The 12,063-nt window shown below is 74.5% G+C and carries 10 protein-coding genes; 8 read left to right on the forward strand and 2 right to left on the reverse strand.

The annotated features are described in order from the left end of the window. Position 1 precedes the first annotated feature (1 nt). The 5 genes from H6H00_RS11455 to H6H00_RS11475 all read left to right on the forward strand — a co-directional run bounded on the left by H6H00_RS11455 (position 2) and on the right by H6H00_RS11475 (position 6,940). Positions 2 to 2,974 (forward strand): FAD-binding and (Fe-S)-binding domain-containing protein, encoded by a 2,973-nt coding sequence (locus H6H00_RS11455; RefSeq protein ID WP_255425702.1) that lies wholly within the window; start codon positions 2 to 4, stop codon positions 2,972 to 2,974. Positions 2,975 to 3,084: 110 nt separating this feature from the next. Beyond that, positions 3,085 to 4,878, forward strand: a complete 1,794-nt coding sequence (locus tag H6H00_RS11460; RefSeq protein ID WP_185721261.1) for an L-lactate permease — start codon at positions 3,085 to 3,087, stop codon at positions 4,876 to 4,878. A 4-nt stretch (positions 4,879 to 4,882) separates the two neighbouring features. Beyond that, the gene (locus tag H6H00_RS11465; RefSeq protein ID WP_185721262.1) at positions 4,883 to 5,725 is read left to right on the forward strand and encodes a patatin-like phospholipase family protein; all 843 of its coding nucleotides are present in this window, start codon (positions 4,883 to 4,885) and stop codon (positions 5,723 to 5,725) included. Positions 5,726 to 5,741: 16 nt separating this feature from the next. Then, on the forward strand, positions 5,742 to 6,569 hold the full coding sequence (locus H6H00_RS11470; RefSeq protein ID WP_185721263.1) for an aldo/keto reductase: 828 nt from the start codon (positions 5,742 to 5,744) through the stop codon (positions 6,567 to 6,569). Positions 6,570 to 6,619: 50 nt separating this feature from the next. Continuing rightward, positions 6,620 to 6,940, forward strand: a complete 321-nt coding sequence (locus H6H00_RS11475) for an adhesin (RefSeq protein ID WP_185721264.1) — start codon at positions 6,620 to 6,622, stop codon at positions 6,938 to 6,940. A gap of 54 nt (positions 6,941 to 6,994) precedes the next feature. On the opposite strand, the gene H6H00_RS11480 is transcribed toward H6H00_RS11475, so the two are convergent. Both H6H00_RS11480 and H6H00_RS11485 read right to left on the reverse strand, forming a co-directional pair. Then, a complete protein-coding gene (locus H6H00_RS11480) occupies positions 6,995 to 7,516 on the reverse strand; it encodes a hypothetical protein (protein ID WP_185721265.1) in 522 nt (173 codons plus the stop codon). Positions 7,517 to 7,569: 53 nt separating this feature from the next. After that, the gene (locus tag H6H00_RS11485; protein WP_185721266.1) at positions 7,570 to 9,504 is read right to left on the reverse strand and encodes an Hsp70 family protein; all 1,935 of its coding nucleotides are present in this window, start codon (positions 9,502 to 9,504) and stop codon (positions 7,570 to 7,572) included. A 166-nt stretch (positions 9,505 to 9,670) separates the two neighbouring features. Between H6H00_RS11485 and H6H00_RS11490 the strand changes: the two genes are divergently transcribed. The 3 genes from H6H00_RS11490 to H6H00_RS11500 all read left to right on the forward strand — a co-directional run bounded on the left by H6H00_RS11490 (position 9,671) and on the right by H6H00_RS11500 (position 12,042). After that, a complete protein-coding gene (locus H6H00_RS11490) occupies positions 9,671 to 10,168 on the forward strand; it encodes a DUF3558 family protein (RefSeq protein ID WP_185721267.1) in 498 nt (165 codons plus the stop codon). 139 nt (positions 10,169 to 10,307) lie between these two features. Then, entirely contained in the window at positions 10,308 to 11,228 is a 921-nt protein-coding gene (locus tag H6H00_RS11495) for a hypothetical protein (RefSeq protein ID WP_185721268.1), read from the forward strand. A 67-nt stretch (positions 11,229 to 11,295) separates the two neighbouring features. Beyond that, positions 11,296 to 12,042: an IniB N-terminal domain-containing protein gene (locus H6H00_RS11500; RefSeq protein ID WP_185721269.1), complete on the forward strand. Its 747-nt coding sequence runs from the start codon at positions 11,296 to 11,298 to the stop codon at positions 12,040 to 12,042. Positions 12,043 to 12,063: the final 21 nt, after the last annotated feature.

Consider the following 12,063-nt stretch of genomic DNA (forward strand, 5'->3'; position numbering starts at 1 on the left):
CGTGAGCAGTTCCGACGTCGACGACCTGTCCGCCGCACTGAGCAGGGCCGTGCGCGGTCCCGTCCGGTTCGATCCGGCGCACCGCGCGATGTACGCGGCCGACGCGTCGAACTACCGGCGGGTGCCGATCGGGGTGGTCACCCCCGTCGACGTCGACGACGTCGAGGCCGCGGTGTCCGTGTGCTCCGCGCACGACGTGCCCGTGCTGCCGCGCGGGGCGGGCACCTCGATCGCGGGCCAGGCCGTCAACCACGCGGTGGTCCTCGACTTCACCAAGCACCTCAACCGGATCGAGTCGATCGACCCCGACGCCCGCACCGCGCGCGTGCAGCCCGGCGTCGTGCTCGACAAGCTGCGCGACGCCGCGCGCCCGCACGGCCTGACGTTCGGGCCCGACCCGTCGACGCACAACCGCTGCACGCTCGGCGGGATGATCGGCAACAACGCGTGCGGCTCGCACTCGGTGGCGTGGGGCAAGACCGTCGACAACGTCCACGCGCTCGACGTCCTCACCTACCGCGGGCAGCGCCTCGAGCTGGGCCCGGGCACCGACGGCGCCGGGATCCCCGCGCAGCTGCGCGCGCTCGGCGAGCGCACGGCCGAGCTGGTGCGCACCACGTTCCCGGACCTGACGCGCCGCGTGTCGGGCTACAACCTCGACCAGCTGCTCCCGGAGCACGGGTTCGACCTGGCCAAGGCGCTCGTCGGCACCGAGGGGACCTGCGCGACCCTGCTCGGGGCCACCGTCCGGCTCGTCGAGTCGCCGGCGTTCCGCGCGCTGGCCGTGCTCGGGTTCCCGGACGCCTACATCGCGGCCGACAGCGTCATGCCGATCCGCGAGCTCGGGCCGCTGACGATCGAGGGCATGGACGCCGGGCTGATCGCGGCGCTCAAGGCGGCCAACCCGCTGGAGACGGCGTCGCGCGCGCTGCCGGAGGGCGGCGGCTGGCTCTACGTCGAGACCGGGGGGTCCACGCGGGCGGAGGCCGAGGCGGCCGCGGAGGCCGTCGTCACGGCGATGAAGCCCTACACGCGCAGCTCGGTCGTCGTCAGCGACCCCGCGCGGATGAAGGCGCTGTGGCGCATCCGCGAGGACGGCGCCGGCATCCTCACGCGCTCGCCCGACGGCGGCGAGGCGTGGCCCGGCTGGGAGGACGCCGCGGTGCCGCCGGAGAAGTTCGGGGCCTACCTGCGCGAGTTCGACGCCCTGCTCACCCGGCACGGTCGCCGCGGCGCCTACTACGGGCACTTCGGCGACGGCTGCCTGCACGTCCGGATCGACTTCGACCTGCTGACCCGGGAGGGCATCGCCAACTTCCGCGGCTTCATGGAGGAGGGCGCCGACCTCGTCGTGTCGCACGGCGGGTCGCTCTCGGGCGAGCACGGCGACGGCACGGCCCGGGCGGAGCTGCTGCCGCGGATGTACCCGCCGGAGATCATCGCGGCGTTCGAGGAGTTCAAGGGCATCTGGGACCCCGACGACCGGATGAACCCCGGCTCGGTCGTGCGCCCCAAGAAGATGGACGAGGACCTGCGGATCTTCGTCGGGATGCCGACGATGGTCGACGCGCCGATGCTCGCGTTCGGCCACGACCGCGGCTCGTTCGGCCGGGCGACCCGGCGCTGCCTGGGCGTCGGCAAGTGCGTCACGGAGTCGGGCGGCGTGATGTGCCCGAGCTACCGCGCCACCGGCGAGGAGATGCACTCCACCCGGGGCCGCGCGCGGCTGCTGTTCGAGATGGCCAACGGCGAGGTGATCACGGGCGGCTGGGACTCCACCGAGGTCGACGACGCCCTCGACCTGTGCCTGTCCTGCAAGGGCTGCAAGCGCGACTGCCCCGTCGGCGTCGACATGGCGGCGTACAAGACGGAGTTCCTCGCGCAGCGCTACCAGGGCAAGGTGCGCCCGGCGTCGCACTACTCGATGGGCGCCCTGCCGCGGTGGATGCGGATCGTCGGGAAGCTGCCGGCCGGGGTCGTCGACGTGCTGAACCTGGCCGCGCGCAGCCCGCTCGCCGCGCTCGCCAAGCGGGCCGGCGGCATCACCCCGGAGCGGGCGATCCCGCCGATCGCGCGGACGCCCTACACGCGGAGCCCGGCGGGGCCCGACGGTGCGGCGCGTCTCGCGTCGCGGGTGCGGTCGGCGCTGCCCGCGGCGGTGCGTCGCCGCCTGCCCTCCCGCGGCGGCACGGTCGCCGTGCGGCCGGGAGACGCCGGCACCGCGGCCGCTCCGCCCTCGCGGGGGCGCGTGCTGCTCTGGCCCGACACGTTCACCAACCACTTCGACCCCGCCATCGCCGTCGACGCCGTCGCGGTGCTGGAGCGGCTCGGCTACACCGTCGAGCTGCCGCCCCGCGACGTCTGCTGCGGGCTGACCTGGACCTCCACCGGCCAGGTCGACGCCGCCCGCCGCGTCCTGCGGCGCAGCCTGCGCACGATCGAGCCGTGGCTGGCGGCGGGCGTGCCCGTCGTCGGGCTGGAGCCGTCCTGCACGGCCGCGCTGCGCGCCGACGGGCCCGAGCTGCTCCCCGACGAGCCGCTCGCGGCCGCGCTGTCCACCGGGGTGCGGACGTTCGCCGAGGTGCTGGGTGAGCACGTCGACGAGCTGAGGGCCGCGTCGACCGGGCCCGCGGTGAAGGCGCTCGTGCAGGTGCACTGCCATCAGCACGCCGAGCTCGGCACCGACGACGACCGGGCCGTGATGGCCGCGATCGGCGTCGACGCCGAGGTGCTCGACTCCGGCTGCTGCGGGCTCGCCGGCAACTTCGGGTTCGAGAAGGGGCACTACGAGGTGTCGATGGCGTGCGCGGAGCGGGTGCTGCTGCCCGCGGTCCGGGCCGCCGACGCCGACGTCGCCGTGCTCGCCGACGGCTTCTCCTGCCGCACCCAGCTGCGCCAGGCCGGAACCCGCGAGCCGGTGCACCTCGCCCAGCTCGCCGCCCGCGCGCTGGGCGTCTTCCGCGATGCGGAATAAGTAGGTCACAGAACGGAACGTACTTTCCGTCCCGGGTTGTCCATTTCCTCCCCGGATGTGACGCTCCGTCGGACCGGATCGGGCCGGTCACCCGACGGAGGGACGTCAGCGTGGACAACCTCGCTCTTCTGAGCCTGGCCGCACTCGCACCGATCCTGGTGGTCGCCGTGCTGCTGGTCGGCCTGCGCTGGCCGGCCAAGTACGCGATGCCGGTCGGCTTCGCCGTCGCGGTGATCGTGGGGGCACTGGTCTGGGGGATGGACGCCGCCGTGCTCGCCGCCGCGAGCGTCGAGGGCCTCGTCATCGCGCTCGGGCTGCTCTACATCATCTTCGGGGCGCTGCTGCTGCTCCAGACGCTCACCGCGAGCGGGGCGCTGGCCACCATCCGGGCCGGGTTCACCACCATCAGCGCCGACCGCCGGGTGCAGGCGATCATCATCGGCTGGCTGTTCGGGTCCTTCATCGAGGGCGCGTCCGGGTTCGGGACGCCCGCGGCCGTGGTGGCCCCGCTGCTGCTGGCGCTGGGCTTCCCGGCGATGGCCGCGGTCATGGTCGGGCTCGTCATCCAGAGCACCCCGGTGAGCTTCGGCGCGGCCGGCACCCCCGTGCTGACCGGCCTGGGCCAGGGGCTCGCCGGGGACCCCGCGGTCGAGCAGCGGATCTCGTTCCTGGGCCTGGACATGCCGGGCTACCTGCAGGTGCTCGGCCTCCAGGTCGCCTCGATGCACGCCGTCATCGGCACGCTGATCCCGCTGTTCCTGGTCTGCATGCTCACCGGCTTCTTCGGCGGACGCTTCGTCGACGGGCTCAAGGTGTGGCCGTTCGCGATCTACGCCGCGCTGGCGATGACCGTGCCGTCGGTGACGGTCGCGGCGGTGCTCGGCCCGGAGTTCCCGTCGCTGCTGGGCGGCCTGATCGGCCTCGCGCTGGTCATGTTCACCTCCAGCCGCGGCTTCCTGATGCCGAAGGACACCTGGGACTTCCCGTCGCGCGAGCGCTGGTCGGACCGCTGGACCGGCACGCTGGAGGCCGACACGAGCGCGGTCGCCGACCGCCGGATGAACATCTCGCTGGCCTGGTCGCCCTACGTCATCGTGGCGATCCTGCTGGTGCTCACCCGCACCGTCGAGCCGGTCACCGACTTCCTGACCGGCATCACGATCGACGTGAACGACATCTTCGGGACCTCGATCTCGGAGTCCCTGCAGCCGTTCTACCTGCCGGGCTTCATCTTCATCGTCGCCTGCCTGATCACCTACGGGCTGCAGCGGATGACGCTGCGCCAGATCGCCGACTCCTGGAGGATCGCGGGCAGCCAGCTCGCGGGGGCCGCGGTCGCCCTGCTGTTCGCCCTGCCGCTGGTGCGGATCCTGATCAACTCGGGTCCGGAGCTGAACAGCTCGGGCCTGTCCAGCATGCCGATCACCCTCGCCGAGGGCGCCTCGGTGCTCACCGGGTCGGCCTGGCCGGTGCTCGCGCCCTGGATCGGGGCGCTCGGGGCGTTCATCGCGGGCAGCAACACGGTCTCCAACCTGACGTTCTCGCTGTTCCAGTTCGCCACGGCCGAGAACATCGGCGCGAGCCCGGAGACGGTGGTGGCCACCCAGGCCGTCGGCGGCGCGGCCGGCAACATGATCACCGTGCACAACGTGGTGGCCGCCTCGGCGACGGTCGGGCTGCTGGGCCGGGAGGGCGACCTCATCCGGATGACGATCATCCCCACGCTCTACTACTGCCTGTTCGCGGGCGGGCTGTCGTTCGTCCTGATCAACGGAGTCGGGCTGAACGTCGGCACGGGGCTGCTGGTCGCGCTGGCGGTGGCGCTGGTGGTGCTCGTCACGCGGATCGCGCGGCAACGACCCTCGGAGCAGCTGACGCCGGGGACCCGCTCTGCCGTTGAATGAGGCCATGACGGGACGGACGCTGGTGCTGGGCGGCGGCGGGATCACCGGGATCGCCTGGATGCTCGGCCTGCTGGCCGGGCTCGCGGAACGGGGAGTGGACCTGCGGGCGGCCGACGACGTCGTCGGCACCTCGGCGGGCTCGGTCGTCGGGGCGCAGCTGGCCACCGGGGTCGACGTGGAGGAGCGCTACGCCGCGCAGCTCGTCGACCCGGCCGGGGAGGTCGCGGCCTCGCTCGGGACGGGCACGCTGCTGCGGCTCGGGCTGGCGCTGATCGGCCCGCGCGACCCGCAGCGCGTCCGGGCCCGCATCGGGCGGCTCGCCCGCAGGACGTCCACGGTGCCGGAGTCGGAGCGGCTCGCGGTGATCGGGCGGCGGCTACCGGTGCAGGAGTGGCCGGAGCGCTCGCTGCGGATCACCGCGGTCGACGCCCACGACGGCGCCTTCCGCGTCCTCGACCGCACCTCGGGCGTGCCGCTCGTCGAGGCCGTCGCGTCGAGCTGCGCGGTGCCCGGCGTCTACCCGCCCGTGACGACCGGCGGCACCCGCTACGTCGACGGCGGCGTGCGCTCGCCCGTCAACGCCGACCTCGCTGCGGGGGCGGAACGGGTCGTCGTGCTCGCGCCGATCGTGCGCGGCATCGGCCCGCAGGTCGCGGCGGCGCCGCAGGTCGAGGCGCTGCGCGCGGCCGGGTCGCGGGTGGTGCTGGTCGCGCCGGACGCGGCGGCCGTCGCCGCGATCGGGCGCAACGTCCTGGACCCCGCCCGGCGTGCGGGCTCGGCCCGGGCCGGGCGCGCCCAGGCCGCCGACGTGACGGAGGCCATTGCGGCGGTCTGGGAGAGCGCATAACGGGTATCCGCCCGACATGGCTCAGGTACCGAACATTCGTCTGAACAGCGGCGTCGAGATCCCCCAGTTCGGATTCGGCGTCTTCCAGATCGACCCCGACGACGTCGGACCGGCTCTGGGCACGGCGTTCGAGGCCGGCTACCGGCACGTCGACACCGCGCAGATGTACCGCAACGAGACCGAGGTCGGGAAGGCCATCGCCGCGTCCGGCCTGCGCCGCGACGAGGTCTTCGTGACGACCAAGCTCGACAACGACCGCCACGGCCACGACGAGGCCGTCGCTGCGCTCGGGGAGAGCCTCGACCGGCTCGGCCTCGACCACGTCGACCTGTTCCTCGTGCACTGGCCGCGGCCGTCGGAGGACCGGTACGTCGAGACGTGGAAGGGCTTCGAGAAGCTCGCCGCCGACGGCCGGGCGCGCGCGATCGGCGTCTCCAACTTCCAGGTCCCGCACCTGGAGCGCCTCGCCGCCGAGACCGGCACCGTCCCCGCGGTGAACCAGATCGAGCTGCACCCGCACCTCCCGCAGGAGGAGCTGCGCGCCTACCACCGCGAGCACGGCATCGCGACCGAGGCGTGGGGCCCCATCGGCCAGGGCGGCGACCTGCTCACCGACGAGCGCCTCGTCGGGCTCGCGGAGAAGTACGGCAAGACGCCCGCGCAGATCGTGCTGCGCTGGCACATCGAGCTCGGCAACATCGTGTTCCCGAAGTCGGTCACCCCGTCCCGGATCCGCGAGAACATCGACGTCTTCGACATCGAGCTGGCCCCGGCCGACATGGCGACGATCGGCGAGCTGGACACCGGCGAGCGGATGGGCCCGAACCCCGACGAGTTCGGCTGATCGACGCCCCGCACTGCGGGACGGGCGATCCGCGCCTAGGGTCGACGCCCATGTTGGCAATCACCGATGTCGCGGCCGAAGCCATCAAGTCGCTGACCACCGATGCGGAGCTGCCCGACGGCGGCGGTCTCCGGATCGCCGCGCCGAGTCCGGACCAGGGCCTCGAGCTGTCCCTCGCGGGGCAGCCGAGCGCCGACGACGTCGTGCTGTCGGGGGACGGCGTCGCGGTGTTCCTGGAGCCGGTCGCGGCGCAGGTCCTCGACGACAAGGTGCTCGACGTCCAGCCCGTGCAGGGTGTCGACGGCGAGCAGGAACTGCGGTTCGCGATCGGACCGCAGGAGGATCTGCAGCAGGAACGACCGGACGCCTGACGTCCGCCGCGACGGCCCCTCACCTCCGGGTGGGGGGCCGTCGCCGTGTCGGGGTCAGCGGCGACGTGCGGCGAACCAGCGGTTCGCCCCCGGCAGGTACATCTGCACCGCGGCCACCACGCCCAGCGCCGCGGTCACCACGAGCAGCAGCACGACGGCAGGCGGTACCGCGCCGACCGCGAGCACGATCTCCACGACCGTGACGGCGAGCAGCAGGAGCAGCACGAACCGCGCCCCGCCGCGCCCCGCGCGCATCGCGGTGGCGGCGAGCCCGGTGAGCACGCCGATGAGGAACGCGCCCCCGACGAGCACCGCGGCGGCCGCGGCGACGGCGCGGTCGCGCGTCACGGCCGTCTCGTTCGAGAAGTCCCGGTCGACGACGCCGCGCACCGCGGCCTGCACCCCGTCCAGGTCGAGCAGCATCACCAGCGCGGCCGCGAGACCCAGCACGGCGGCGACGGCCCAGAGGGCGAACGAGACGTCGACGGACCGGGCCCGGCGGGCCACCGCCTCCGACGGCCGCTGCCGGAACTCGAAGCGGGGCCGGCCGGGCGGCTGCGGATCGTGCGGGGTCACGTCGTCACCGTACCCATCCGGCCGCGCACCGAACGTGACGCCGAGCGGGCGTCTCACGGGGCGGCCGGGGCGGAGGACGGCGCGACCGACGTCGGGCCCGCGGCGACCGCCTCGGACCCGCCGGACGGGGTGCCGGGCTCGGCCGGGGCCCCGCCCGTCGCGCCGCCCTCGGTGCCGCCGCCCTCGGTCCCGCCGGTGTCGCCGCCCCCGGTGTCGCCGCCGCCGGTGCCCGGGTCGGTGGTGCCGCCGGTGTCCCCGCCGCCCGTCGAGCCGCCGGTGTCCCCGCCGCCCGTTCCTCCGGTGTCCCCACCGGTGGAGCCGCCGGTGTCGCTTCCGGTGTCGCCGCCCCCGGTGGAGCCGCCGCCCGCTCCGCCGGTGTCGCCCCCGGCCGCGCCGCCCTCGGTGCCGGCGCCGGGCGCCGGCACCACGGGGGCCGGCGCCGGCGTCGGCGCCACCGGTGCCGCGGGCACGGCGGCGGCGGGCGTCGGGACGGTCCGGGACGCCCCGGCCGCACCGGTCGGCGTGACCCGCGCGACCGGCCGGACGGCGGCGGCGACGGCCTCGGGCCGGCGCGGTCCGGGCACGGTGGTCTCGGCGGGAGCGGCCCCGGTCCACGGGTCGACCGCGGGGGCGTCGGCGAGGACGGTCTCGGCCTGCGCGACCGCACCCCCGGCGTCCCCGGCGGCGGCGTCGCCGAACACCGCGGCGGGCAGCGGCACCACCCCGGTGGCGAGGGTCGCGGAGAGCCCGAAGGTGGCGACGACGGCGATCGACGCCGCGACGACCAGCGTGCCGGCGCGCCGCCGCCGCGGGGGCGCGGCGTCCTCGTCGGACGGGGCGTCGAACGCGACGGGCGGGACGGCCGGCAGCTCGTCGAGGGGATCGGCGGGGAGGTCCGCGGGCGGGACGGCCGGCGCCACCAGCGACCGCGCGGTCAGCGCGGCACCGGCCGCGACCACGCCCTTCGGGTCGGCGTCGACCGAGATCGACCGGCCCAGCTCGGCGGAGACCAGCTGCGACACCAGCGGGATCCGCGACGACCCGCCGACCAGCAGGACGGCGTCGAGGTCGGCGGGGGTGAGCCCGGCGGAGTCGACGGCCCGGCGCAGGGCCTCCACGGTCTCGCCCACCGACGGGCGGATCATGTCCTCGAACTCGGCGCGCCCCAGCCGCACCTGCGTGTGCGTGCCGGGCAGCATCACCGGGACCAGGACCTCGGTGTCGGCGGAGAGCGCCTCCTTCGCCGCGGTGCACTCGCGCCGCAGGCCGGCGACCGCCGCCTGCACGCTCGCGTCGGCGGCGTCGAGCTCGCCCCACGCCGGGCCGAGCGCGGTGCGGACGTGGGCGAGGATCGCGTCGTCGAAGTCGACGCCGCCGAGCCGCTCGATGCCGGTGGGGCTGCCGAGCAGCGCGAACCCGCCGTCGGCGAGCTTGCGCACGACGGCGGCGTCGAACGTGCCGCCGCCCAGGTCGTAGACGCCGACGATCCCACCGGGCTCGATGCGCTCGGTGCTCGCGTAGCCGACGGCCGCGGCCTGCGGCTCGGTGAGGAAGGCGGCGTGGCCGAGCCCGACGGCGGCGAGCGCGTCCGCGAACGTCGCGCGCTTGTGCTCGCCCCACTCGACGGGGTGCGTGACGGCGATCGACTCCGCCGGGGAGCCCTCGCGGCGGGCGGCCTCGTCGACGACCCAGGCCACGAACCGGGCGCACAGCTCGGCCGCGGTCATCGGTTCGCCGCCGACGACCATCGGGGTGTCGTCGCCGATGCGCCGCTTGAACTCGCGGGCGACCCGGCGGGGCTCGGTGAGCGCGCGCCGCTGCGCGGCCTCGCCGAGGACCAGGCCGCCGTCGGCCGCCCGGAAGACCACGGTGGCGACCGCGCTGGACGCGCCGCCCAGGTGCAGCAGCTCCGGCCGCTCCTGGCCGTCGCGGCACACCGCCGCTGCCGTCCAGGTCGTGCCCAGGTCGATACCGAGCTGATAAGCCATGACGTACCGCCCCCTCTGTCGCTCCGTGACGAGGCAGAAACCCACCGCGATCGTTCGGACATCGGCCAGAATGGAGTATCCGTTAGCGCCGATCAGCCCAATGTCGCCCGAAGGAGCTAGTCGGTCACACTGGGTGCACCGGAGTGGGGCATCGGAGGAGGTGCAGATGACGCGGATCCGCAGGGCCGGCGCGATCGTGGCCGGGCTGGCGCTGCTCGCGGGCTGCTCCGCCCCGTCGACGACGCCCGACGTCCCGCCGGTGGACGACCCGCGGGACGTGCGCGGGCTCGACGCCTGCGCCGTTCCCGACGCCGTGGCGCTGGCCGCCGCGGGGGTCGGCGGCGAGGGCACGGCCGGGGCCGGGCCGGAGGGCCCGCGCTGCGAGTGGCGCGGACCGGCTGGCCAGGTGCTCGCCGTCACCGTGTTCACCGGCGCCGGCGGGCTGGCCGTGCTCGCCGCCAACAGCGAACCGACGACGACACGCGTGCGGCTGGCCGGCTACCCCGCGCTCGAGACGTTCACCGGGTCCGGCGAGTTCTGCCAGTACGACGTCGGGGTCGCGGCGGACCAGGTGCTGCTCGTCGCGCTCGACGGCGGCGTCCCCGACTCGTGCACCGCGCTGCAGTCGCTGCTGCCGCCGGTGCTGGCCGCCCTCCCGGGCTGATCCCCACGGGGTCGCCCCCCGGACCCCCATGGGGGTCCCCGCGGGGTGCGGGATCCTCCCCGCTGCCCCGGGGGCGGCCCCGGCCCCAGTCTTCTCGCAAGCCGGGAGCGACCGGCACCACCGAGAGAGGACCGGCATCATGGCCAACGGCCCCAGCTTCAACTTCGCCCAGTTCGTCGTCCCCGTGAACGACACCACCCAGAACGCCGCGGGAGGCGCGGGCGGCGACAGCGGCAACGCCTCCAACCTCGGCCTGGCCCTCGGCGAGGGCGGTGCGGGCGGCGGTGCCACCGGCGGCGACGCGTCGCAGGAGATCGACGACACCGGCGTCGGCACCGGGGGCGGCGGCTTCGGTCTCGGCGAGGGCGGCGACTCGTTCCTGTCGCTGCTGGGCCTGGGCGGCCCGGGCGTCGGCACCGGGGTCGGCGGCGCCGGCACCGGGGCCGGTGCGGCGGGCAACGGCGCGGCGGCGGGCGGCGCGGCCGCCGGCGGCGCGGGCGGCGCGGGCCCGGCCCTCGGCCAGACGGCGGGCTCCGGCGCGGGCGGCGCGGGCGGCAACGGCGGCGCGAACACCAACGGCCAGGCCACGACCACCTCCGCCGACCTCAGCTTCGACAACGGCGCGTTCGGCGACAACGACGGCTTCGACAACGACGGCTACGTGGTCAACTCGTTCAACCAGGACAACGACGGCATCGACAACAGCCACGGCTACCTCGTCAACTCCAACGTCGCGAACGGCAACGGCAACTCGATCGGCAACGTCACGGAGAACATCTCGATCCGGGACTCCTACAACGTCGACGAGAGCGTCCGCACCGTCCTGAACAACGTCGGCAACGACTACTCCGACAACTCGACGAACGTCGCGGACTCGTTCAACGACCAGTCCTTCGACCTCGACCTCGACATCGACGACATCGTGGTCGGCAACAACAACGACACCGGCGACGACAACTCGGTCAACGACTCGAACAACTTCGACCCCGACCTGCTCGACGTCGACCTGGAGATCGGGGACATCCTCTCCGGCAACGGCCTCGACGGCCTCGTCCCCTGATCCGACCCCTCCGGTCCGGGCCCGCACCGCGGGCCCGGACCGCCCCCACCTCCGGAGGTGAAGCGCCATGCTCTCCCTGTCCTCGCTGATCGACTTCCTGCTCGGCCTGCTGCGTGACGAGGACGCGCAGGCGGAGTTCGCGCGCGACCCGCAGGGGGTGCTGGCCCGCCACGACCTCTCCGGCATCACCGCCCAGGACGTCCGCGACGTGCAGCCGATGCTCGCCGACTGCGACGGCGTCTCCTACCGCGGCGGCGGCCACGACGGCGGCCACGGCGGGGGCGGCCACCGCGGGTACGCCCACGACGACGACCCCGTGCGGGTCATCCACCACGTGACGCGCAGCCACACCGCCGAGCGGGAGGTCGTCCGCGAGCACCACGACGGGCCGTCGGTCACGACGAACATCGAGTACAAGCAGTACACGAACGAGTTCCACTACACCGACAACAGCGTGTACGTGGAGGAGGGCGGCACCTACGTCCGCGACTCGTTCAACCAGGACAACGACGGCGTCGACAACAAGGGCGGCCTGATCGACGACAGCACGGTCGTCGTCGGCGACGACAACACCGCGGGCAACACCACCGAGACGACGGTGGTGCAGGACTCCTACGACGAGGACGCCAGCGAGACCGTGGTGATCGTCGACTCGCTCAACGACGCGAGCGACAGCTCGACCACGGTGACCGACAGCTTCGACGACGCGAGCACCACGGCCGTGGTGAACACCTACGCCGAGGGCGACTCCTACGCGGTGGTCCAGACCGCCCCCGCCGACGCCGCCCCGGAACTGGTCCCCGACGGCGCCTGACCCGCCCGACACGCGCCCTCC

It is taken from the genome of Pseudonocardia petroleophila (genome assembly GCF_014235185.1).
GTDB lineage: Bacteria > Actinomycetota > Actinomycetes > Mycobacteriales > Pseudonocardiaceae > Pseudonocardia > Pseudonocardia petroleophila.